Source organism: Bradyrhizobium sp. LA2.1 (assembly GCF_040547725.1).
Taxonomy (GTDB): domain Bacteria; phylum Pseudomonadota; class Alphaproteobacteria; order Rhizobiales; family Xanthobacteraceae; genus Bradyrhizobium; species Bradyrhizobium barranii.
The window spans coordinates 241,278-264,185 of the sequence record NZ_JBEPQI010000004.1; the positions used below are offsets into that span (position 1 = coordinate 241,278).

25 protein-coding genes are annotated in these 22,908 nt (G+C 65.4%); 11 read left to right on the top strand and 14 right to left on the bottom strand.

Annotation, left to right across the window (positions count from 1 at the left end; all coding sequences use genetic code 11):
• Positions 1–87 precede the first annotated feature (87 nt).
• The 10 genes from ABIB95_RS09090 to ABIB95_RS09135 all read right to left on the bottom strand — a co-directional run bounded on the left by ABIB95_RS09090 (position 88) and on the right by ABIB95_RS09135 (position 8,117).
• A complete protein-coding gene (locus tag ABIB95_RS09090) occupies positions 88–498 on the bottom strand; it encodes a DUF2000 family protein (protein WP_354238830.1) in 411 nt (136 codons plus the stop codon).
• Positions 499–626: 128 nt separating this feature from the next.
• On the bottom strand, positions 627–1,016 hold the full coding sequence (locus ABIB95_RS09095; RefSeq protein WP_028158473.1) for a DUF4189 domain-containing protein: 390 nt from the start codon (positions 1,014–1,016) through the stop codon (positions 627–629).
• A gap of 226 nt (positions 1,017–1,242) precedes the next feature.
• Positions 1,243–2,847 (bottom strand): NTP transferase domain-containing protein, encoded by a 1,605-nt coding sequence (locus ABIB95_RS09100; RefSeq protein WP_354238832.1) that lies wholly within the window; start codon positions 2,845–2,847, stop codon positions 1,243–1,245.
• Positions 2,844–3,545, bottom strand: a complete 702-nt coding sequence (locus ABIB95_RS09105) for an XdhC family protein (RefSeq protein ID WP_354076312.1) — start codon at positions 3,543–3,545, stop codon at positions 2,844–2,846. Before ABIB95_RS09105 ends, ABIB95_RS09100 begins: the two co-directional genes overlap by 4 nt.
• A 2-nt stretch (positions 3,546–3,547) precedes the next feature.
• Positions 3,548–3,871 carry an XdhC family protein gene (locus ABIB95_RS09110; protein WP_007602422.1) on the bottom strand — a complete coding sequence of 108 codons (324 nt, stop codon included), beginning with the start codon at positions 3,869–3,871 and terminating at the stop codon, positions 3,548–3,550.
• Positions 3,872–3,882: 11 nt separating this feature from the next.
• On the bottom strand, positions 3,883–5,085 hold the full coding sequence (locus ABIB95_RS09115) for a vWA domain-containing protein (protein ID WP_354238834.1): 1,203 nt from the start codon (positions 5,083–5,085) through the stop codon (positions 3,883–3,885).
• A gap of 140 nt (positions 5,086–5,225) precedes the next feature.
• Positions 5,226–6,134 (bottom strand): AAA family ATPase, encoded by a 909-nt coding sequence (locus tag ABIB95_RS09120; protein ID WP_354238836.1) that lies wholly within the window; start codon positions 6,132–6,134, stop codon positions 5,226–5,228.
• Positions 6,135–6,196: 62 nt separating this feature from the next.
• Entirely contained in the window at positions 6,197–7,003 is an 807-nt protein-coding gene (locus ABIB95_RS09125; RefSeq protein WP_014494195.1) for an FAD binding domain-containing protein, read from the bottom strand.
• Positions 7,004–7,035: 32 nt separating this feature from the next.
• Positions 7,036–7,521, bottom strand: coding sequence for a (2Fe-2S)-binding protein (locus ABIB95_RS09130; RefSeq protein WP_014494194.1), 486 nt, complete (start codon positions 7,519–7,521; stop codon positions 7,036–7,038).
• 149 nt (positions 7,522–7,670) lie between these two features.
• Complete coding sequence (locus ABIB95_RS09135) at positions 7,671–8,117, bottom strand: SRPBCC family protein (protein ID WP_063982407.1); 447 nt, start codon at positions 8,115–8,117, stop codon at positions 7,671–7,673.
• Between the two features lie 169 nt (positions 8,118–8,286).
• Here ABIB95_RS09135 and ABIB95_RS09140 point away from each other — a divergent pair, with 169 nt between their 5' ends.
• The 3 genes from ABIB95_RS09140 to ABIB95_RS09150 all read left to right on the top strand — a co-directional run bounded on the left by ABIB95_RS09140 (position 8,287) and on the right by ABIB95_RS09150 (position 10,907).
• Positions 8,287–9,642: a 3-carboxy-cis,cis-muconate cycloisomerase gene (locus ABIB95_RS09140; RefSeq protein ID WP_354238839.1), complete on the top strand. Its 1,356-nt coding sequence runs from the start codon at positions 8,287–8,289 to the stop codon at positions 9,640–9,642.
• A 75-nt stretch (positions 9,643–9,717) separates the two neighbouring features.
• Positions 9,718–10,500: a 3-oxoadipate enol-lactonase gene (pcaD, locus tag ABIB95_RS09145; protein WP_166091455.1), complete on the top strand. Its 783-nt coding sequence runs from the start codon at positions 9,718–9,720 to the stop codon at positions 10,498–10,500.
• Between the two features lie 14 nt (positions 10,501–10,514).
• A complete protein-coding gene (locus tag ABIB95_RS09150) occupies positions 10,515–10,907 on the top strand; it encodes a carboxymuconolactone decarboxylase family protein (protein ID WP_039152041.1) in 393 nt (130 codons plus the stop codon).
• Here the strand turns inward: ABIB95_RS09150 and ABIB95_RS09155 are convergent.
• A complete protein-coding gene (locus ABIB95_RS09155; RefSeq protein WP_354238841.1) occupies positions 10,869–11,405 on the bottom strand; it encodes a hypothetical protein in 537 nt (178 codons plus the stop codon). The genes ABIB95_RS09150 and ABIB95_RS09155 overlap by 39 nt on opposite strands.
• A 182-nt stretch (positions 11,406–11,587) precedes the next feature.
• The gene (locus tag ABIB95_RS09160) at positions 11,588–11,746 is read right to left on the bottom strand and encodes a hypothetical protein (protein WP_354238843.1); all 159 of its coding nucleotides are present in this window, start codon (positions 11,744–11,746) and stop codon (positions 11,588–11,590) included.
• A gap of 289 nt (positions 11,747–12,035) precedes the next feature.
• Here ABIB95_RS09160 and ABIB95_RS09165 point away from each other — a divergent pair, with 289 nt between their 5' ends.
• From ABIB95_RS09165 to ABIB95_RS09185, 5 genes are all read left to right on the top strand, one after another.
• On the top strand, positions 12,036–12,953 hold the full coding sequence (locus ABIB95_RS09165; protein WP_028147449.1) for an ABC transporter permease subunit: 918 nt from the start codon (positions 12,036–12,038) through the stop codon (positions 12,951–12,953).
• A gap of 10 nt (positions 12,954–12,963) precedes the next feature.
• Complete coding sequence (gene livM / locus ABIB95_RS09170; protein ID WP_354238845.1) at positions 12,964–14,283, top strand: high-affinity branched-chain amino acid ABC transporter permease LivM; 1,320 nt, start codon at positions 12,964–12,966, stop codon at positions 14,281–14,283.
• On the top strand, positions 14,280–15,125 hold the full coding sequence (locus tag ABIB95_RS09175; RefSeq protein ID WP_208072043.1) for an ABC transporter ATP-binding protein: 846 nt from the start codon (positions 14,280–14,282) through the stop codon (positions 15,123–15,125). The genes livM and ABIB95_RS09175 overlap by 4 nt, the downstream gene beginning before the upstream one ends.
• The gene (locus ABIB95_RS09180; protein ID WP_247309389.1) at positions 15,122–15,865 is read left to right on the top strand and encodes an ABC transporter ATP-binding protein; all 744 of its coding nucleotides are present in this window, start codon (positions 15,122–15,124) and stop codon (positions 15,863–15,865) included. Before ABIB95_RS09175 ends, ABIB95_RS09180 begins: the two co-directional genes overlap by 4 nt.
• Positions 15,866–16,024: 159 nt before the next feature.
• A complete protein-coding gene (locus ABIB95_RS09185) occupies positions 16,025–17,143 on the top strand; it encodes a branched-chain amino acid ABC transporter substrate-binding protein (protein WP_028147453.1) in 1,119 nt (372 codons plus the stop codon).
• A 74-nt stretch (positions 17,144–17,217) separates the two neighbouring features.
• Here the strand turns inward: ABIB95_RS09185 and ABIB95_RS09190 are convergent, their stop codons facing one another.
• Positions 17,218–17,604, bottom strand: coding sequence for a response regulator (locus tag ABIB95_RS09190; protein WP_071912455.1), 387 nt, complete (start codon positions 17,602–17,604; stop codon positions 17,218–17,220).
• A 195-nt stretch (positions 17,605–17,799) separates the two neighbouring features.
• Here ABIB95_RS09190 and ABIB95_RS09195 point away from each other — a divergent pair, with 195 nt between their 5' ends.
• Together ABIB95_RS09195 and ABIB95_RS09200 are read left to right on the top strand one after the other, a co-directional pair.
• Complete coding sequence (locus tag ABIB95_RS09195) at positions 17,800–20,652, top strand: PAS domain S-box protein (RefSeq protein WP_354238847.1); 2,853 nt, start codon at positions 17,800–17,802, stop codon at positions 20,650–20,652.
• 54 nt (positions 20,653–20,706) lie between these two features.
• A complete protein-coding gene (locus ABIB95_RS09200) occupies positions 20,707–21,705 on the top strand; it encodes a P1 family peptidase (RefSeq protein ID WP_354238849.1) in 999 nt (332 codons plus the stop codon).
• Positions 21,706–21,918: 213 nt separating this feature from the next.
• Here ABIB95_RS09200 and ABIB95_RS09205 read toward each other — a convergent pair whose 3' ends face one another.
• Positions 21,919–22,656: an EF-hand domain-containing protein gene (locus tag ABIB95_RS09205; RefSeq protein WP_354239098.1), complete on the bottom strand. Its 738-nt coding sequence runs from the start codon at positions 22,654–22,656 to the stop codon at positions 21,919–21,921.
• Between ABIB95_RS09205 and ABIB95_RS09210 the strand changes: the two genes are divergently transcribed.
• The gene (locus ABIB95_RS09210) at positions 22,547–22,786 is read left to right on the top strand and encodes a hypothetical protein (protein WP_224580999.1); all 240 of its coding nucleotides are present in this window, start codon (positions 22,547–22,549) and stop codon (positions 22,784–22,786) included. The genes ABIB95_RS09205 and ABIB95_RS09210 overlap by 110 nt on opposite strands.
• Positions 22,787–22,908: the final 122 nt, after the last annotated feature.

The window sequence follows — 22,908 nt, forward strand, 5'->3', positions numbered from 1 at the left end:
GCACCCTTGATTGGAGTCAAAGAACGCAAGTTTATCCGTCGTAGGAACCATCACGACACCGCGAAGACGAGGCTGCTTGAAGTACCGCTAGCTATGGAACTTCAGACCGTCGACGATCTTGTCGATCACCTTGCGCTCGGCGCGCATCGCGATGCCGACGAGATTGAGATCGGTGCGCTCAACCGCCCTCACCGCTTCGCGGTTGGCGGCATCGCGCGTGGTCTTGAACATGTCCTCGGTGTAAAGGGCCGCCGTCACATTGCGCGAGAGCGCACGGTCGAGCGCGCGTGACAGCGCGGCACCATCGGCACCGTAGATCAGGATCGGCTGGCCGATCAGCGCGTGGTACTTCGTGCCCGAACCGTCCTCATAGGGCTCGCCGATACAGTCCGGAAAGGCCGCGGCAATTCCGCTGGTGAGAAACGACGCGACGTTGAGCTTCTGCCAGGCCTGAAGATCGGTGCGGATCACGACCGCGATCTTGGTGTCGAGCTGCATGCATACCTCGAACTGTCATTCCGGGGCGCGCCGAAGGCGCGAGCCCGGAATCCATCGGGCCACAGAGTCGGTGGACGAATGGATTCCCGGTTCGATGCGCATCGCCCCGGAATGACAGCAAGAGAAATTCAACCCTTGGCGTCGCAGGCCCAGGCGCGGATCACGCATTCCTTGCCGCCGTATTTGTAGCATTCGCGCGTGGCGGCGTTGAGCGAGGCGGAGATCTTCGGCTTGACGGCATAGCCATACGCGCCGCACGGGTTGGCCATATCGACCGACATCGCCGCGCAGGCACGCTTCATGGTCACGGTCGTGCAGTCGCCCTTGCACTGCTTCTGTGCCGCTGCACGGGCCTCGCGCTCGGCTCCGTAATCAAAAGCCTGGCCATAGGCCCCGCACTTGCCGACCGCAAACGCACCGGCAGCATGCGCATCCGTGATGTAGCGAGCGCCGGCGACACAAACCGACAGCGCAAAGAAAAACATCGCGCAACGGCGCGCGACGACATTCGAAGCCATGGAAAAGCCCCTCCCCCCAAGGCAGGTGGAGAGGACTCTAGGCGGTGGACGTTTCCAGATGGTGAACGAGGGGTGAAATCGAACGAATGAGAGTGCCGTAGGGTGGGCAAAGGCGCAAAGCGCCGTGCCCACCATCCATCCACACCATCATTCAAAATTGGTGGGCACGCTTCCGCCTTCGCTCTACGAGCTACGGCGGACAAGTCGCTTTGCCCACCCTACGGCACTATCCCCGCCGTGCCGCTTCCAGCGCCTGCGGCGTGTCGATGTCGAGGAAGGCGCTCTCGCCATCCACGGGGACTTCGGCCACCGCTTCGGTGTGCTTGGCGATCAGATGGCGCGCGCCGACGTCGCCGTCGAGCGTCATCAATTCCTTGAAGAAGCGGCGCGACCACAGCACGGGATTGCCGCGACGCCCATCACTGACGGGCACGACGATGAGGTTGCCCCGGTCCGGCGCAAAGCCGTCGATGAGACGGTCGATCAGGCCGGCATCGATCAACGGCATGTCGCCCAAACAGACCACGGCGCCGTCGCAAGCCTCGGGCACGGCCGCGATGCCGGCCTTGACCGAGCTCGCGATGCCGCCGGCGAAATCCGGATTGCGGACGAATTTCACCTTCAAGCCTTGCAGCGCCTGCTCGACCAGCTCGGTCTGATGGCCGGTGACGACGATCACCTCGGAGGCCTTGGAGGCCAGCGCCTGCTCGGTCGCGATCCGCACCAGCTTCTTGCCGTCGAGCTCGGCGAGCAGCTTGTTCGGTCCGCCCATCCGGGTCGAGCGGCCCGCCGCGAGCACGATGGCCGCGACCTGGCTGTTGCCCTCGATCGCGGGTTCTGCGCGCGGCTGCGGCCGCGTGACGATCTCCATCAGGAGGCCGCCGACGCCCATGCCCATCAACTCGGAACGCGTCACCTTGATGCCCGCGAGCAGCCGCATCAGCACCCAGTCAAAACCGTTCTCGACCGGCGAGCGTGCGCAGCCCGGCGCGCCCAGCACCGGCACCCCGCCGGCCCGCGCGATCAGCAGCAAATTGCCGGGATCGACCGGCATGCCGAAATGCTCGATCTCGCCGCCGATCCCGGTGACGGCCGCCGGAATCACGTCGCGGCGGTCGGCGATCGCGGACGCCCCGAACACGATGACGAGCTCCGCACCAAGCCCGAGCAATTCCTTGATCGCGGCCGACAGCGCCAGCTCCTCATGCTGCACGCGCCGCTCGGCAATGATGCTGGCGCCGGCCGGCGCGAGCCGCTCGGCGGTGACGCGCAGCGTCTTGTCGATCACCTTCGACGAGAGGCCCGGCAGCAGCGTCGAGACGACGCCGACGCGCTTGATGACGTAGGGCGCGATCTTCAGCACGTCCCTGCCCGCCGCCTTCACCGCGGCATCGCGCAAATTGCCTTCGACGCCGAACGGGATGATCTTGACGGTGCCGACCATCTCGCCCTCGACCACCGGCTTGTAGGCGGAGAGCGTCGCAAAGGTGATGGCCTCGTCGATATTGTTGATGCGGTCGACCGCGGCGCGGTCGATCACCAGCACGCCCGGGCGCGCGGCGAACAGATTGGCGCGGCCGGTGAAGGCGCGCTCGACATGAATGCCCTCGCCGCCGACGGCCAGCGCGATGCTGGCGGCGGCGACATCCTCGGAGACGTCGCCCTCCTCCATGCGCACCACCACGACGTCCTTGATGCCGGCGCGCGTTAGCGCCTCGACCTCGGCCGGGCCGATCGTCGTGCCTTTCTTCAGCACCAGCGGACCCTGGCGCAGGGTGTGGACTGTCACCCCGCCGATCGCATCCTTGGGGCTCGCCGGTCCGAATTTCATGCCGCTTCTTCTTTTTCTTTGGGAGGCAGGCGCAGCACCGCCGTGATCTCGGCCATGATCGACACCGCGATCTCGGACGGCGAGACAGCGCCGATCGCCAGCCCAATGGGCGCGTGGATGCGCGCGATGTCGCTGTCCTTGGCGCCCTGCGCGCGCAGCCGGTCGCCGCGCTTGGCATGCGTCTTTCGCGAGCCGAGCGCGCCGATATAGAAGCAGTTGCGCTCGAAGGCGTGCAATAACGCGGGATCGTCGATCTTCGGATCGTGCGTCACCGCGACGAAAGCCGTGTAGGCATCGACATTGAGCGGCGGCAGCGCCGTGTCGGGCCATTCGGCGACCAGGGGAATGTCAGGGAAGCGCTCCGCGCTCGCAAACGCCGTGCGGGGATCGACCACGGTGACGTCGTAGCCGAGCGAGCGCGCCAGCGGCGCCAAGGCCTGGCTGATATGGACCGCGCCGACGATGACGAGCTTTGCGGTCGGCGCGTAGACGTTGAGGAACAGCTTTTTGCCGCCGGCTTCGACACTGGCGCTCTTGCCCATGCGAAGCTGCTTGTCCAGTTCGGCACGCAACGGGTCCTTGGCGAAATCCGCGGATTTCACCAGACGCTGCTCGCCGCTCTCGGTGTCGGTCACCAAAATCGCCGGCCGGCGCGCGGCGCGCTCGGCATTGAGTTCGTGCAGGATTGCGAGCTTCACGGCTAACCGACCTTCTCGACGAAGACGCGAATGGTGCCGCCGCAGGACAGCCCGACATTCCAGGCCGTCTCATCGGCAACGCCGAACTCCAGCATCCTGGGCTTGCCGCTCTGGATCACGTCCATGGCCTCGGTGACCACGGCGCCTTCGACGCAGCCGCCGGAGACCGACCCCAGAAACGTGCCCTCATCGTTGATGACGAGGCTCGAGCCCGCCGGGCGCGGCGCCGAGCCCCAGGTCTCGACAACGGTGGCCAGCGCGACGCCCCGGCCGGCCTTCTGCCAATCCTCCGCCGCCTTCAGAATATCCTCGTCGCGATCGAGCATGGCTTAACCTCTCAAGCTGCGGAACGGATCAGGCTGCGGTGATGCGGCGGCAGCGGCCGGGAGAGCGTCGTGATCAGCTCCTGGATCGAACTCAAATTATGTACCGGGCGGAATTCGTCAACGTGCGGGAGCATCATTTTGATGCCCTGGGCCTTGGCCTCGAAGCCGCCGAACCGCAGAAGCGGGTTGAGCCAGATCAGTCGCCGGCAGGACCGGTGCAGCCGGTCCATCTCGAAGGCGAGCCTGGAATCGGCCTCCCGCTCCAGCCCGTCGGAGATCAGCAGCACGATGGCGCCCTGGCTCAGCACCCGCCGCGCCCACAATTTGTTGAAGTTGTGCAGCGAGGCCGAAATCCGGGTGCCGCCGGCCCAGTCCTCGACCGAGGCCGAGCAGCTCGCCAGCGCCTCATCGGGGTCGCGCTGGCGCAGCGCACGGGTGACGTTGGTCAGCCGGGTGCCAAACAGGAACACCGAGACGCGCTTTCGCGCGTCCCCGATGGCATGCAGGAAATGCAGGAACAGGCGAGTGTACTCGCTCATCGAGCCCGAGATATCGAGCAGCGCGACGATCGGCGCCGGCTTCTCGATGCGCCCGAGGCGATGGATGTCGATGATGTCACCGCCGGTGCGCAAGGACGCGCGCAGCGTGCGGCGCAAATCGAGACGAAGCCCGCGGGGATCGGGCCGGTGCCGGCGCGTCAGAAGCTCGGCCTGCGGCAGCCGCATCCGCTCGACGGCGTGGAGCGCTTCGGTGATCTCGGCCGCGCTCATCTGCGCAAAATCCTTCTTCTGAAGGATCTCCTTGTCGGAGACCGACAGGCGCAAATCCCGCTCCTGGTGCTGCGGCGTCTCCGTCATCCGCGGCTGCGACATCGCCTCCTGCACGCGGCGGGCGCCGGCCTGCGGCTTCTTCTTGGCCTGCTCCGGCAACGGCACCGAATCCAGCATGTGCTTCCATTCTTCTGAGGCGCGGAAGAACAGGTTGAAGGCCTGCCTGAAGATCAGCGCATGCTCGTGGCGCTTGACGAAGATCGCCTCCAGCGTGGTGAAGACGTCAGCGCGGTTGCCGATGTCGATCACCTGCAGCGCGCTCATGGCATCGATGACGGCCCCCGGCCCGACCGGCATGCTGGCTGCACGCAACGCGCGGGCGAAGCCGACGATGTTGTCGGCGAACTGCTCGGTCTGGTCGGGCGCAAGGTGGTTGATGGCCATGGTCTCGTATCCATCCCCTCGTCATTCCGGGGCGCGCCGCTTGGCGCGAGCCCGGAATCCATACTCCCGATCGTGGTTATGGATTCCGGGCTCGACGCTGCGCGTCGCCCCGGAATGACCGGAGTACTAGTGGCGCAAGATCAATTCTCGCTCGTCGCTTCCTTCAGGACCTTCTGCAAGGTATCGCCCTGCATCCGGGTGATGTCGTCCTGGTACTTGAGCAGCGCGCCCAGCGTGTCGCCGACCACTTGCGGGGTCAGCGAGCGGGCGTCGAGCTCCGACAGCGCGGTGGCCCAGTCGATGGTCTCGGCGACGCCCGGCGACTTGTAGAAATCCTGATTGCGGAGCGCCTGGACGAAACGCACGACCTGCTGCGACAGCTTTGCGGAGATGCCGGGCACGCGCGTCTTGACGATCGCGAGCTCGCGCTCGGCTCCGGGATAGTCGACCCAGTGATAGAGACAGCGCCGCTTCAGCGCGTCATGGATCTCGCGGGTGCGGTTGGAGGTGATGATGACGATCGGCGGATGCGGCGCCTTCACGGTGCCGAATTCGGGAATGGTCACCTGGAAGTCGCTGAGGATTTCGAGCAGGTATGCCTCGAACGCCTCGTCGGCGCGGTCGAGCTCGTCGATCAGCAGCACCGGCGGTCCCGCAACGTCAGGCTCCAACGCCTGGAGCAGAGGCCGCTTGATCATGTAGCGGTCGGCGAAGATATCGGACGAGAGCTGATCGCGGTCGGTGTCGCCGGCGGCTTCCGCCATCCGGATCGCAATCATCTGTGCGGCGCTGTTCCACTCGTAGACGGCGGACGAGACGTCGAGGCCCTCGTAGCACTGCAGGCGGATCAGCTTCCGCCCCAGCGCCGCCGACAGCACCTTGGCGATCTCGGTCTTGCCGACGCCGGCTTCGCCCTCGAGGAACAGCGGCCGGCCCATGCGCAGCGACAGATAGGTCACCGTCGCCAGCGATCGCTCCGCGAGATAACCGCGCGAAGTCAAGAGTTCGAGCATCGCATCGACCGATGCCGGCAGGGCCGTGAGAGTCATGAAAAAGCCAGTCTCGCTACGCCCTCACCGGGGACAAGTTTGGGCCGAGGCGTGAGGTTCACTCACTCCTTGGCGTTGGCGGCATCGAGGGCACGCCGCGTCAGCACCCCGATGAGATGCGCACGGTATTCGGCGCTGCCGTGGATGTCGCTGTTGAGGCCTTCCGCCGGCACCTCGATGCCGTCGAGCGCCTTCGCGGCGAAGCGCTTCTTCAGGGCTTCCTCGAACGCGGTGACGCGGAACACGCCTTCGGAGCCGGCGCCGGTGACGGCGACGCGCACGTCCGAAGGACGCCGCGCCACGAACACGCCGACCAGCGCATAGCGCGAAGCCTGGTTGCGGAACTTGATGTAGGCCGCCTTCTTCGGCAGCGGGAACATCACCTTGGTGATGATCTCGTCGGCTTCGAGCGCCGTCGTGAACAGGCCCTGGAAATACTCTTCCGCCTTGAGGCGGCGCTTGTTGGTGACGATGGTGGCGCCGAGCGCGAGCACCGCGGCCGGATAGTCCGCGGTCGGATCGTTGTTGGCGAGCGAGCCGCCGATCGTGCCCTTGTGGCGTACGGCCGGGTCGCCGATCTGGCTGGCAAGATTGGCCAGTGCCGGGATCGCCTCACCGACGATCGCGGAGCTTGCGACCTCGGCATGCCTGGCGGTGGCGCCGATCACGAGCGCGCGGCCCTTCATCTCGATCGTGTTGAGCCCCTCGATGTGGGAGAGGTCGACCAGATGCGGGGGGCTGGCGAGGCGCTGCTTCATGACGGGAATCAGCGTGTGGCCGCCGGCGATCACCTTGGCGTCTTCGTTCTTCACCAGGAGGTTGGCCGCCTGGCGAACGGTCCCAGGGCGATGGTATTTGAATTCGTACATCTGAATGTCCTGATCGCAGAATGCGCGCGCGGTTAGGCGAGATCGGATTTCGCCATCGCCTTGGCGCCGGCGGAGATCGAAGCGACGATGTTCTGGTAGCCGGTGCAACGGCAGAGATTGCCTTCCAGCTCCTCGCGGATGGTGTGGTCGTCGAGCTCGTGGCCCTTGCGATGGACGATGTCGATCGCCGTCATGATCATGCCCGGCGTGCAGAAGCCGCACTGCAGGCCATGGTGCTCGCGGAAGGCCTCCTGCATCGGATGCAGCGGAGCGCCGTCGGCGGCCAGTCCCTCGATCGTCTTGACCTCGTGGCCGTCGGCCATCACGGCCAGCGTGGTGCAGGACTTCACGGCCTTGCCGTCGAGATGCACGACACAGGCGCCGCACTGCGAGGTGTCGCAGCCGACATGGGTGCCGGTCAGGCGCAGATTCTCGCGCAGGAACTGCACCAGAAGGGTGCGGGGATCGACGTTGGCCGTGACAGGATTGCCGTTCACGATGAGGGAGATTTTTGCCATAAGCACTCTCTATCAGCGCCTCGACGGGTCCCGTCGAAGCGGTTCTTATAATTATTCCAACCCATCATATGGGCCATTATGCCCGGGGGCAACATCGCCCCGGACGCAAGGCGCCATGCCGAAAGGCGATAGCCTTCAGCCCTGTACCGCTAGCCCTGTACCGCTTTGGCGAAGTTCGCGAAAAATTCGTCGGCCAGTTTCTTGGCGGCGCCGTTGATGAGGCGCTGGCCGAGCTGCGCCAACTTGCCGCCGATCTGCGCCTCGACCTCGTAGGAGAGCAGCGTACCGCCGTCCTTCTCCGCAAGCTTGACCACAGCGCCGCCCTTGGCGAAGCCGGCCACCCCGCCCTCGCCTTCGCCGGAGATCTTGTAGCCGTTCGGCGGGTCGAGATCGGAGAGTGTGACCTTGCCCTTGAAGCGCGCCGACACCGGCCCGACCTTCATTTTCGCCGTCGCGCGAAAGCCGCCGTCGTCGGTCTTCTCCAGCTCCTCGCAGCCGGGGATGCAGGCCTTCAGCACCTCGGGATTGTTGAGCTTCTCCCACACGGCCTCGCGCGGCGCCGCAAGCTGGACTTCGCCGTTCATCGTCATGGCCATGGGGTACCTCCCGGATGCTTCGCTATAATGTGCTCAAGTAACGCACGGAGGCCGCAAAGGAAAGGGCAGCCCCCGGCCACGTGCAATGCATATTCGCAACTGCAAAAAGCTTTCCGCCGATGGTTTGGGATTGGCAGAGCCGGGGCATGGTGATTAGGTCCCGCGCAACATGAGCACAGCCCTCTCCCCCCTGCTCGCGCCGATGCTGTCGAGCGCAGCCATGCGCGCGGTCTGCGACGACCGGTCGACCCTCCAGAACATGCTCGATTTCGAGGCAGCCCTGGCACGCTCCGAGGCCGCCACGGATGTGATTCCCGCATCCGCGGTCGGCCCGATCGAAGCGGCGTGCAAGGCTGATAGCTTTGACATGGCCGCTCTGGGCGAGGCCGCGACGCGATCCGGCAATCTCGCGATTCCCCTGGTCAAGGCGCTCACGGCCAATGTCGGCAAGGCCGATGCGGAGGCCGCGCGCTACGTCCATTGGGGCGCGACGAGCCAGGATGTCATCGACACCGCGACCATGCTCACGCTTCGCGCCGGCATCGATGCACTCGATGCCGATCTCAGCCGCGCCATCAAGGGCTTTGCCGCCCTGGCACGGAGCCATCGCAACACCGCCATGGTGGCACGGACCTGGCTCCAGCACGCTCTGCCGATGCCGTTCGGGCTCAAGGCCGCGGAATACGCATCAAGCCTCGCCCGCGCCCGCTGCCGCCTGCGGCGGCTCTCCCGCGAGGGTCTTGCGCTGCAATTCGGCGGCGCGGCCGGCACGCTCGCGGCCCTCGGCGACAAGGGGCTCGTCGTTGCAGAGCGATTGGCGCAGGAGCTCAACCTGCCGCTGCCGGAAGCGCCCTGGCACACCCATCGCGACCGGATCGCGGAAGCCGCATCAAGCTTTGCGATTCTCGCCGGAAGCTGCGGCAAGATCGCGCGCGACGTCTCGCTGATGATGCAGACCGATGTTGGCGAGGCGTTCGAGCCCGCCGGCGAAGGCCGCGGCGGCTCCTCGACCATGCCGCACAAGCGCAACCCGGTTGCGGCCGCGAGCGCGCTGGGCTGCGCAACCATGGCGCCGCAGCTCGCCGCGACGATCTTTGCAGCCCAGGTGCAGGACCACGAGCGCAGCGCAGGCCCTTGGCACGCGGAATGGCCGACGCTGCCGCAATTGATGCTGGTCGCCTCGGGCGCGCTCGCCGCCATCGTCGATATCGCGGAGGGCCTCGACGTCGATGCCGCGCGCATGCGCAGCAATCTCGATGCGACGCATGGGCTCATCATGGCGGAAGCCGTTACGTTTGCGCTGGCCGACAAGATCGGCAAGAGCGATGCGCATCATCTGATCGAGGCCGCGAGCAAGCGCGCGGTCGCCGAGAAGAAGCATCTGCGCGATGTGCTGTCGGCCGATTCGCAGGTCACGGCGCATCTTTCGCCGGAAAAAATTGCGGCATTGTTCGAGCCGATGGCCTATCAAGGGGCTTCCCAAGCCCTGATCGACCGGCTGCTCGACAGCCTCGAGCGAGATTAATTGTTTGAGCATGATCTTTTTCGGAAAACCGCTCCACACTTTTCCGGATCATGCTCCAGAACGGAGACGCCCAGCATGCCCATGATCGATGCCGACGGTTGCCTGATCAACGTCTCCGTCGAGGGCCGCGACGGCGGGCCGACGCTGATGCTGTCCAATTCGCTCGGCTGCACGCTTCAGATGTGGGAGCCGCAGATGAAGGCGTTGACGCAGGTGTTCCGCGTCATCCGCTACGACCGCCGCGGGCACGGCAAGTCCAACGTTCCGCCCGCCCCCTATACGATGGAGCGCTTCGGCCGCGACGTGCTGGCGATCCTCGACGACCTCAACATCGAGAAGGTGCATTGGTGCGGCCTGTCGATGGGCGGCATGGTCGGGCAGTGGTTAGGGGCCAATGCGCCGGAGCGCTTCGGCAAGCTCATCCTCGCCAACACCTCCTGCTACTACGCCGAGCCGACCAAATGGCTGGAGCGCATCGACGCGGTGAAGAAGGGCGGCATCGCGGCGGTGGCCGATGCCGTCATCGCGGGCTGGCTGACCCAGGATTTCCGCGAGCGCGAGCCGCAGATCACGGCGAAGATGAAGTCGATGCTGCTCGCCTCCCCCGTCGAGGGCTATCTCGCCTGCTGCGAGGCGCTGTCGACGCTCGACCAGCGCGAGATGCTCGCCAAGATCAAGAGCCCGACACTGGTCATCGCCGGCCGCCACGACATGGCGACGCCGATCTCGGCGGGTGAATTGATCCGCTCCAACATTCCCGGCGCCAGCATGACCATCATCGACGCCGCGCACATTTCCAACGTCGAGCAGCCGCACGCGTTCACCGACGCGGTGGTGGGTTTCCTGACGCAGCGCTAGCCGGAGAAAAAAACATGGACGACCAGAAGCGCCGCGATGCCGGCATGAATGTGCGCCGGAAGGTTTTGGGCAATGCCTGGGTCGACAAGTCGATCGCGGGCCGCAACGCCTTCAACACCGACTTCCAGGACATGATCACGCGCTACGCCTGGGGCGAGATCTGGACGCGGCCGCATTTCGACGAGCGTACGCGGCGCGTGCTCGTGATCGGCACCATGGTCGCGCTGGGGCAATGGGACGAATTCCGCCTGCATGTGCGCGCAGCGCTCGCCGAGGGCGGCTTCACCCCCGACGACATCAAGGAAATCCTGCTTCAGCAGGCAATCTATTGCGGCGTGCCCGCGGCGAACCACGCCGTCAAGGAAGCCTCAGCGATTGTGCAGGAGCTCGGCCTGCTCAAGAGCTAGCGGCGCGGCGGTCTCGACGATCTCCCGAACGTTCTTGGGCGCCGGCGCGGGCCGTTCGATCACCACCACGATGGCAGCGCCGAGCAGCAGCAGGAGCTCGGTGGCATGCAGCCGGAGCGCGGCCATCTCGCCGACCTTCGAGGCCATCAACATGCTCGTAAACGAAATGAGGCTGCCGATCGCAAGCGCAATGCCGAGCGCCTCGTCGCTGCCGCCATTCTTGCGGACGCGGGGAATGCACAGAAGCGCGAGATAGATGGCAAAGAACGCCACCACCGTCAGCCGGCCCAGCGCCAGCAGCCAGGCGGCACGCACCGTGCTCATCCCCGCCATCTGAAGATGATCGCTGAGGAACAGCGCCACCGCGACACTCGGCCGCTCGTAGAGGCCGTGCACCGGTGCCACCATGATGTTGAAGGCCACGAGCGTCCAGGCCGGGATGAAATAGGCCGCCAGCAGGGCGCCGTTGACCGAACCGATCCGCCAATTCCTGAACATGCCGCTTCCCGCTTCGCTCGCTGCGCGCCTTCCATGGAAAGGCTTTGCCGGGGAGCTAACTCGCATCAGACCATGGCGGCAATTTAAACCCTTTGTTTACCTTAACCGGCCCGCCGGACGGCGCGCCCAAGGAAAAAGGCCCCGCCTCCCGGCGGGGCCCTCTTCACGTCTAGGCTCCGAAACTACTTGTCCTGACCGTGCTGGCCGCCCTGTTGCTGGCCGGGCTTCTCGCCCTCGCGCTGCGGATCCTGCTGCTGCTGTCCGGGTTTCTGCCCGCCACCCTGCTGCTGCCCGGGTTTCTGAGTCTGCTGGCCCGGATTCTGATCTTGCTGCTTCGACATTTGGGGGAACTCCCTAGTTGGACCTCAGAGGAGAGACAACGGCCGGGATTCAGTTTGGTTGCTTTGCGGAACCCGGTTCCTCGCACCTGCGGAACCGAAATGACATCCGTAGCGAAATGACCTCTGTACAAGCCTTTGTGTCGAGGCATGGCCAGTTGCAGCCACCAGTTCCCTCCTGTTACAAAACGAGAAGAATGCTTAGGGGCTGCCGGGGCCCGAGAAGAAACTCAATCACACTTTCTCTCGAAGAGCTCCCTTTGAGCCGCGTCAGGTTTGGTAACGGCAGCCCATGGATTATTTCGCCCAGCAGCTCATCAACGGTCTCGTTCTGGGCTCGATCTACGGCCTGATCGCCATCGGCTATACGATGGTCTACGGCATCGTCGGCATGATCAATTTCGCCCATGGCGATGTCTTCATGATCGGCGGCTTCATCGCCCTGATCACCTTCCTGATCCTGATCTCACTCGGCTTGACCGCGATCCCGGTGATCCTGCTGGTGGTGCTGCTGGTGTCGATGGCGATCACCGCGCTCTATGGCTGGACCATCGAACGCATCGCCTACCGGCCCCTGCGTCATTCCTTCCGCCTCGCCCCGATGCTGTCGGCGATCGGCATGTCCTTCGTGCTGACCAATTACTCGCAGGTCGCGCAGGGCGCCCGCGTCAAGCCGATCCCGCCCTTCATCACCGGCGGCTATACGCTGCACGAAAGCGCGGACGGCTTTGTGATCCAGCTCTCCAACATCCAGATCATGGTGGTTCTCACCACCATCGTGCTGCTTGGGATCTTCACCTGGCTGGTGTCGCGCACCCGGCTCGGCCGCGACATGCGGGCCTGCGAGCAGGACCAGACCATGGCGGCGCTGCTCGGCGTCAACGTCGACCGCACCATCTCCATGACCTTCGTGATCGGCGCAGCACTCGCCGCAGTCGCGGGCCTGATGTACCTGCTCTATTACGGCCTGGTGGATTTCTTCATGGGCTTCGTCGCCGGCATCAAGGCGTTCACCGCGGCCGTGCTCGGCGGCATCGGCTCGCTGCCTGGCGCCATGCTGGGCGGTCTCGCGATCGGCCTGATCGAGACGTTCTGGTCGGCCTATTTCTCGGTCGAGTACAAGGACGTCGCGGCGTTCTCGATCCTGATCGTCGTGCTGATCTTCATGCCGACCGGCCTGCTTGGCCGTCCCGAAGTCGAAAAAGTCTGACGGTCGCCGCGTGACAGTTCTCTCGAGCAATACGACCAAACCTGCAACGGACATCCCCGCTCTGCTGAAGACGGCCTTCGTCAACGCCCTGATCGCGCTGGTGCTGTTCTCGCTGATGGTCGGCGTCCGCACCGAAGCGGGTTCCGACGGCCAGCTCACCTATTGGACCCGCTTCGGCGAGGTCGCCTCCCTCGTTGCCGCCGTGTTCGGCGGCTCGATCGTGCTCGGGCTGTTGCGACAGTGGATCGGTTCCAGCGGCACCGACAAGCTGGTGCCGCCGGCTGTACGCGGCGGCATGTCGTTTCTGGGCCGCTACCTGGCGCCCGCACTTCTGATCTTCACGGTGCTTGTGCCGGTGATCTTCTATGACCAGCGCTACATCCTCGATCTCGCGATCCTCGTGCTCACCTATGTCATGCTCGGCTGGGGGCTGAACGTCGTGGTCGGGCTCGCCGGCCTGCTCGATCTCGGCTACGTCGCCTTCTACGCGGTGGGCGCCTATTCCTACGCGCTGCTCGCCACCAATTTCGGCTGGTCGTTCTGGGTCTGCCTGCCGCTTGCCGGCATCCTCGCCGCGTTCTGGGGCGTGCTGCTCGGCTTCCCCGTGCTGCGGCTGCGCGGCGACTATCTCGCCATCGTGACGCTCGCCTTCGGCGAGATCATCCGCCTCGTCATCATCAACTGGCAGAGCCTCACCGGCGGCCCCAATGGCGTCTCCAGCATTCCCCGCCCCTCGTTCTTCGGCATCCCGCTGGACAACAGCGACAACGGGCTCGCCGCCAGGCTCGGCATCGAATATTCGCCGACCCAGCGCATCGTCTTCCTGTTCTACCTGATCCTGGCGCTTGCGCTGCTCACCAACTGGGTGACGATCCGGCTGCGTCGCCTGCCGATCGGCCGCGCCTGGGAGGCCTTGCGCGAGGACGAGGTCGCCTGCCGCGCGCTCGGCATCAACACCACGACCACCAAGCTCACGGCGTTCGCGACCGGCGCCATGTTCGGCGGCTTTGCCGGTGCGTTCTTCGCGACGCGCCAGGGCTTCATCAGTCCGGAATCCTTCACCTTCCAGGAATCGGCGCTGGTGCTCGCCATCGTCGTGCTCGGCGGCATGGGCTCGCAGCTCGGCGTCGCGCTCGCTGCGCTCGCCATGATCGGCGGCTTCGAGCTGTTCCGCAGCCTCGAGACCTACCGCATGCTGGTGTTCGGCATGGCCATGGTGCTGATCATGATCTGGCGGCCGCGCGGCCTGATCGGCCATCGCGCGCCGACCGTGTATCTGACCAAGGCGCAGGCGATCTCTTCCGACCTCGTCAAGGAAGGGCACGGATGAGCGCCGACAAGATTAGCGACAAGATTCTTGGCGTCGATCGGCTGACCATGCGCTTCGGTGGCATCGTCGCCGTGCAGGACCTGTCGTTTGCGGCCGAACGGAAGAAGATCACCGCGCTGATCGGACCGAACGGTGCCGGCAAGACCACCGTGTTCAACTGCATCACCGGCTTCTACAAGCCGAGCGGCGGCGCCATTCGCCTCACCCATGACGACGGCAAGGTGATTGCGCTGGAGCGGCTCAACGATTTCCGCATCGCCAAGCAGGCCAAGGTGGCGCGCACCTTCCAGAACATCCGCCTGTTTCCCGGCATGACCGCGCTGGAAAACCTGATGGTGGCACAGCACAACGCGTTGATGCGCGCCTCCGGCTTCACTTTTCTGGGCCTCATCGGCGCGCCCGGCTACCGCGACGCCGAAAAGCGCGCGATCGACCTCGCCACCGACTGGCTGAAGCGGGTCAATTTGCTCGACCGCGCCGACGACGCCGCCGGCAATTTCGCCTATGGCGACCAGCGCCGGCTCGAGATTGCGCGCGCGATGTGCACCGAGCCCGCGCTGCTGTGCCTGGACGAACCCGCCGCGGGTCTCAACGCGCGCGAGAGCGCAGCCTTGAGCGAGCTCCTGCTCTCGATCCGCAACGAGCTCGGCACCTCGATCCTGCTGATCGAGCACGACATGTCGGTCGTGATGGAGATATCCGACCACATCGTGGTGATGGACCATGGCGTCAAGATCGCGGAAGGCTCTCCGCGCGAGATCCGCGACGATCCCAAGGTGATCGCCGCCTATCTCGGCACCGACGAGGAAGAGGCCGTCGCCGTGATGGAGAGCGGGTCGTGACGTCGGCGTCCACTCCCCTGCTCTCGATCCGGGGCCTTCGCGCCGCCTACGGCAAGATCGAGGCGCTGAAGGGCGTCGATGTCGAGATCAGCGCCGGCGAGATCGTCGCGCTGATCGGCGCCAACGGCGCCGGCAAGTCGACGCTGATGATGACGATCTTCGGCAAGCCGCGCGCCCGCGCCGGCCAGATCCTGTACGAAGGCCGTGACATCACCGACGTTCCCACCCATGAGATCGCCCATTTGCGCATCGCGCAATCGCCGGAAGGCCGCCGCATCTTCCCGCGCATGAGCGTGGCGGAAAACCTCCAGATGGGGGCGGACGCCACCGGATGCACCGACGCCGAACGCGAGGCCACGCTGCAACGCGTGTTCACGCTGTTCCCACGGCTGAAGGAGCGCTACGCCCAGCGCGGCGGAACGCTGTCCGGCGGCGAGCAGCAGATGCTGGCAATCGGCCGCGCCCTGATGAGCCGCCCCCGCCTGCTTCTGCTCGACGAGCCCTCGCTCGGGCTGGCGCCGCTGATCGCGCGCCAGATTTTCGATGCGATCCGCACCCTGAACCGCCAGGACGGCCTGACGGTCCTGATCGTCGAGCAGAACGCCAACCATGCGCTGAAGCTCGCCCATCGCGGTTACGTCATGGTCAACGGCCTGATCACGCTGGCCGGGACCGGCGCCGAGTTGTTGCAGCGCCCCGAGATTCGCGCCGCCTACCTGGAGGGCGGCCGGCACGGCTGAGGTTGCCGACGGGGAGCGCGTGCGGCCGAATGTGGCGAGATATCTCCGCCAATGCCCGTATTTTGCCGGTGACTTCTCCCGAGATTCATTCAAGAATGGCGCCGGTTTAGACCGGGCGTACCCGGCAACTTCCACAGTCGACCACCCGCGAGGTATCTCATGAAATCACTGAAGCTCATCGGTCTGGCATTCGGCGCGTCGATCGCGCTATCGAGCGCGGCTTTCGCGCAGGATGTCACCGTCGCAGTCGCAGGCCCGATGACCGGCGGAGAGTCCGCCTTCGGCCGCCAGATGAAGAACGGCGCCGAGATGGCCGTGGCTGACATCAACGCCGCCGGCGGCGTCAACGGCAAGAAGCTCGCGCTCAACGTCGAGGACGACGCCTGCGACCCGAAGCAGGCGCGCTCGATCGCCGAGAAGATCGCCGGCGCGAAAATCCCGTTCGTGGCCGGGCACTATTGCTCGTCGTCGTCGATCCCCGCCTCCGAAGCCTATGCCGACGGCAACGTGCTCCAGATTACCCCCGCCTCGACCAATCCGAAGTTCACCGATAGCGGACTCTGGAACGTGGCGCGCGTCTGCGGCCGTGACGACCAGCAGGGCCTGGTCGCGGCGCAGTACATCGCCAAGAACTACAAGGGCAAGAACATCGCGATCCTCAACGACAAGACCACCTACGGCAAGGGTCTCGCCGACGAGACCAAGAAGGCGCTCAACAAGGCCGGCATCACCGAGAAGATGTACGAGTCCTACAACAAGGGCGACAAGGACTTCAACGCGATCGTCTCGCGCCTGAAGCGCGACAACATCGACCTCGTCTATGTCGGCGGCTATCATCAGGAGAGCGGCCTGATCCTGCGCCAGATGCGTGACCAGGGCCTCAAGACGATCCTGATGGCCGGCGACGCGCTCGCCGACAAGGAGTACGCCTCCATCACCGGTCCGGCCGGCGAAGGCACGCTGTTCACCTTCGGCCCCGATCCGCGCAACAAGCCGACCGCGAAGAAGATCGTCGACGCCTTCAAGGCCAAGAACATCGACCCCGAGGGCTATACGCTCTACACCTACGCGGCGATGCAGGTCTGGTCGCAGGCGGCAAAGAAGGCCGGCACCACGGACGCCAAGAAGGTCATGGCGGCGATCAAGGCCGGCAAGTGGGACACCGTGATCGGCCCGATCGAGTATGACGCCAAGGGCGACATCAAGCAGCTCGACTATGTCGTCTACAAATGGGACGCCAAGGGCGGCTACGCCGAGATCAAGGGCAACGGCACCTAAGACAGGATGCCTGACCTTTTAACCGGATCAATCCAACGCCCCGGTTCGCCGGGGCGTTTTCTTTCGCCGTGCGGTCACACGGCTGCGGAGAGTTCGCCGCCCGCCGCAGCCTGGGCCTTGTGGAGCGCTTGCAGGAGATCGTTCGGCCGAAATGGCTTTTGCAGGCATACCACGTCGGCCAGACCAGGCGCCTCGCCCATGAAATCCAGCGCGGTCATGCCGGAGACCGCGACGATCGGGAACCCGGGAACTCGCTCGCGAATGGCCGCCATGACGTCAACGCCGCTGGTGTCGGCCAGGAAAATATCGACGATCGCGGCATCGAAAGCGCCCTCGCTGAAGGCTTTCAGGCCCGCTGCGCCGCTCTCGGCTTCGACGACGTCAAAGCGGTTGACCCGAAGCACGATCGCGACCATGGCGCGGACCTCCTTCTGGTCGTCGACAACGAGAACACGGCGCATGGGAACAACTCCCGGATACGTATCATTATTTGGTTCAATTCACCGCAAGTGCCCGGCAAGGCAGTATGGGTCTGTCCCGGTAAATCACCTCTTACCAGCGACCTGTTCCAAGTCCCACCCCAAGTTAAATAAGCTGTAACCTTCGGTTGAGTCGCATGCGCTTTCTGTCAGGATGCGCGCCCGGAGCGGGCTACCATGCGGGTAGCGGCTTCCCGGCCGGAAGAGATTGACGTAGGAGGTCATCATGCCGGCTTACGAGAGATCGACGTGCTAGCGCCTAACGACCGAAGCACATTCCTGTCGACCTTGCCGGCTACGCGAAGCGATCGCAGGGCTGCGTTGGCGATCGTCGGCATCTCCGCGATCCTGTTCGCACTGGCGGTACCGTTTGCGGGCTTGCCGCTCGCACAGGTGCCGGCCTTCGTGGCGAGCTACCAGTCGGCGCTCGCGGTCAGCGACATCATCACCGCCGTTTTGCTGCTGTCGCAGTTCGCCGTGCTGCGCAGCCGCGCGCTGCTGCTGCTGTCGATCGGTTATCTGTTCACGGCGGGCGCCGCGGTGACCCACGCCCTCACCTTCCCCGGGCTGTTCGCCCCGGCCGGATTGTTCGGTGCAGGCTCACAGACCACCGTCTGGCTCTACATGATCTGGCACGCCGGTTTCCCGCTGTTCGTGCTGGCCTATGCCTGGCTCAAGGACGGCAACGGCGGCAACAGGGTTGCGGGCGCGACGGCTCCCGCGATCGCACTTTCCGTCGCCGGCGTGGTCGTCGCGTTGACCCTCTTCGCCTGGCTGGTGACTGCGCAGCACGGCCTGCTGCCGGTCCTGCTTAAGGACGGCCACTACACCCCCACCATGATCGGCGTGGTGTCGTTCGTGTGGTCCCTGAGCTTCGCGGCGCTGGTCACGCTGTGGTTTCGCAAGCCGCACACGGTGATCGACATCTGGCTCATGGTCACGATGTGCGCCTGGCTGTTCGACATCGCGCTGTCGGCGATCGTCAACGTCGCGCGTTTCGACCTCGGCTTCTATGCCGGCCGGCTCTACGGCCTCTTTGCGTCGAGTTTCGTGCTCGCGGTGCTGCTCATCGAGAACGTGCGGCTCCAGGCCAACACGGCAGGCATGGTCGGCGCGCTGCAGCGGCAGTCGAGCTCGGAGCGGAACTATTATGCCGAGCGCGAGCGGCTGTTCAGCGCCGTCGTCGAGTCCTCCAACGACGCCATCATCACGAAGTCGCTCGACGGCACCATCACGTCCTGGAACAAGGCGGCAGAGCACGTCTTCGGCTACTCCGCCAGCGAGGCGATCGGCCGCCAGGTCGATATCATCATGCCCGAGGGGCAGCGTGAGGAAGTCGCCGAAATGCTGGCCCGCACCCGCAACGGCGAGGTCATCGACCAGCACGAGACCGTGCGGCTGCACAAGAGTGGCCAGCCGATCGACGTCCTGCTGAGCCAGGTCCCGCTGCGATCGACCGACGGCAAGATCATCGGCGCCTCCAAGGTCGCTCGCGACATCACCGAGCGGAAGCGGGCGGAATCCGCCCTCAACCGCGAGATCGAGGAGCGCCAGCGCATCTTCGAGACCTCGCAGGACCTGATCCTCGTGACGGACGGTTACGGCAATTTCATCCAGATCAGCCCGAGCGTGAAGGACATCCTCGGGTACAAGCCGGAGGACATGATCGGGCACAGCGCCATCGAGTTCATTCACCCCGATGACCTCGACAACACCCGCAGCGAGATGCGCGCGGCGCGGCGTGGCGCGGTCAAGCGCAGCTTCGAGGCGCGCTACTACCACTACGACGGTCACGAGGTGACGCTGAACTGGATGGGCACCTGGTCGGAGCCGGTGAAGCGCCATTTCTTCATCGGCCGCGACCTCACCGAGAAGCAGGCCGCGGAGGCCCAGCTCAGGCAGGTCCAGAAAATGGACTCCATCGGCCAGCTGACCGGCGGCGTCGCCCACGATTTCAACAACGTGCTGACCGTCATCACCGGCACGATCGGCATCCTCGCGGATGCGGTGGCCGACCGTCCCGAGCTCGCCGCCATCACCAAGCTGATCGACGACGCCGCCGAGCGCGGCGCGCAACTGACCAAGCACCTGCTCGCCTTTGCCCGCAAGCAGCCGCTCCAGCCGCGCGAGATCGACGTCAATGCGTTGGCGCTCGAGGCCGCCAAGCTGCTGCACCCGACCCTCGGCGAGCAGATCACCATCATGCCGCAGCTCACCGAGGATGCCTGGCCGGCGCTGGTCGACCCGGGCCAGCTTTCCACCGCGATCCTCAATCTCGCGCTGAACGCGCGCGACGCCATGCCGGACGGCGGCACGCTGGTGCTGGAGACCCGCAACATCTTCCTCGACGACGGCTATGCCAGCATGAATCCCGACGTCGTCGCCGGCAGCTATGTGATGATCGCGGTCAGCGACACCGGCACCGGCATTCCACCGGACCTGATGGAGCGGGTGTTCGACCCGTTCTTCACCACCAAGGAGGTCGGCAAGGGCACCGGGCTCGGGCTCAGCATGGTGTTCGGCTTCGTCAAGCAGTCCGACGGCCACATCAAGATCTACAGCGAGGAAGGCCACGGCACGAGCGTGAAGATCTACCTGCCGCGCTCGAGCGGCGTGCAGGAGAGCGAGTACGAGTCGCTCCAGAACGTGCCCATCGCCGGCGGCGACGAGAAGATCCTGATCGTCGAGGACGACGCGCTGGTACGGCAATATGTCGTGACCCAGATCAAGAGCCTCGGCTATGCCGCGCTCGAGGCCGCCAACGCGGCCGAAGCCCTCACCATCATCGATGCCGACAAGGGCATCGACCTGCTCTTCACCGACATCATCATGCCGGGCCACATGAACGGCCGCCAGCTCGCGGACGAGGCGGTGCGGCGGCGTCCCGACCTGAAGACGCTGTTCACCTCGGGCTACACCGAGAACGCCATCGTCCATCACGGCCGGCTCGATTCCGGCGTGCTGCTGCTGGCCAAGCCCTACCGCAAATCCGAGCTCGCCAAGATGCTCAGGACGGCGCTGGCGAGTTGAGCGCGCGGCATCGGTGCGCTATCGCTGATGCCTGAAGCGCATGGAGTGCCGGCCTTGAATAATCTGCTTACCGATATCGCCGGCGTCCGCGTCGGCCATGCCGAGGATGCGAAAGTCGCCTCCGGCACGACAGCGATCATCTTCGATGCCCCGGCGGTCGCGGCGATCGACGTGCGCGGCGGCGGGCCCGGCACGCGCGAGGATGCGCTGCTCGACCTTGCCAGCACAGTCGAGCGCGTCGATGCGATTGCGCTGTCCGGCGGCTCCGCCTTCGGCATCGAGGCCGGCGGCGGCGTCCAGGCCTGGCTTGCCGAACAGGGCCGCGGCTTCCGGATTCGCGAGGCGGTGATCCCGATCGTGCCGGGCGCCATCGTGTTCGACCTGCTCAACGGCGGTGACAAGGCCTGGGGTCGCTTCGCGCCCTATCGCGATCTCGGTTACGCGGCAGCTGTGGCCGCGGGCCACGATTTCGCGCTGGGCAGCGTCGGCGCGGGCCTCGGCTGCACCACTGCGACCTTCAAGGGCGGGCTCGGCTCGGCTTCAGCGGTCCTGCCCAACGGCATCAAGGTCGCCGCCATCGTGGTCGTCAACGCGGTCGGCAGCGCAACCGTCGGCGAGGGACCGTGGTTCTGGGCGGCGCCGTTCGAGGAGAACGGCGAGTTCGGCGGGCGCGGCCTGCCAGCCAAGTTCACGCCTGACATGCTGGCGATGCGCATCAAGGGCGGCCCCGCCGCGAGCGCGCGCGAGAACACCACGATCGGCGCCGTCGTCACCGATGCCACGCTGACCAAGGCCCAGGCCAAGCGGCTGGCGATGATCGCGCACACCGGATTTGCCCGCGCCATCTATCCCGTGCATGCCCCGACCGACGGCGACGTGCTGTTTGCGGCTGCGACCTGTGAGAAGCCGATCGAGCCGCTGGTCGGCCTCACCGAGCTCGGCACGGTCGCCGCCAACGTGGTCGCGCGCGCGATCGCGCGCGGCGTGTACAGCGCAACTGCGCTGCCGTTTGCGGGAACATTACCGGCGTGGAAGGACTGCTTCGGCGCGTAAGGGGCACGCACCTCTCACCACATATCGCGCGTCATCGCCCGGCGAAGACCGGGCGATCCAGTATTCCAGAGACAGTTGTGATTGAACCGAGAAGCCGCGGCGTACTGGATGCCCCGGTCCCGGCTCCGCCAGGGCTACGCCGGGGCCACAAGGGTGCTCGGCCGCCGAAGCTTTAGCGAAGGCGGCAAGCCGGGGCATGACAGCACGTGGGTGTCAAACGCTCATCGACATCGACGAGCCGGCGGTCGCTGAGGCCCCTTGCCCCTGCCCGCCTTGCCGCTGCATCAACTGCGCGAACAGATCGTAGGCCGAATTGCGAGAGGCGCTGGAGGCGCCCGGGACCGTCGTCGACATCTTGAAGCCGTCGGCATAGGTGACGGTGGTGGTGGTCGAGCCGTCGGCAGCGGTCGTCGTGGTCGAGGTCGATCCGCCGCTCGCCTTCGAGGCGGAATCCGATCCATCGCCGGAGCCGCTGGCACCGTGGGCATGGCCGTGATGGCCGCTCTTCAGCGCCTTCGACATCTCATCCAGGCTGACGCTGCCGTCGGAATTCGTATCCATCTTCGAGAACACGTCGTCGGCCTGCGCGAGGTTGGTGCCGCCGGCCCCGAGCGCGTTCTCGAATTCGGACTTGGTGATCTTGCCGTCGCCGTCCCCGTCGATCTGAGAGAACAGGTCCTTCAGCGCAGCATCCCGACTCGTCGAGGTCGAAGACGTCGAGCTCGAGCTGGCCGCGCTGCCGGTGCTGTCCGTCGACTGGCTTTGCGCGGCGAACAGCGCGTTCATGGTCTCCGGCGAGATTTGCGGAGTTTTGCCGGCATTGACCGGCGAGGTCGCGCCGCTGGTCGTGCTGCTGCCGCTGTCGATCGCGAACGGATTGATCGGCGCGTTCTGCGAAGACCCCGTGTTCTGGGTCGACGAGGACGATTTCGACTTCGTCAGCGACTGGATCGCGTCGAGCGCGCTCGATACGGCACCAAGGGCAAACAACATTGCACAACTCCAACCGATGCGGCACGCCGCAGCCAATGTTCTGGCGGTGATGTCAGCAAGCGTCGTGCCAGCGCAAAAAGCTCAATGAAATCCGCCTTCGCGACGCCTGGCGCGGCTCCGGAACACCGGCAATTCATGCCGGTCGCGGCAGAAATTTCCGCCCACAGGAAGCACGCCACCCCTGCATTGCCCGGCTGAGAGGCCCATGTT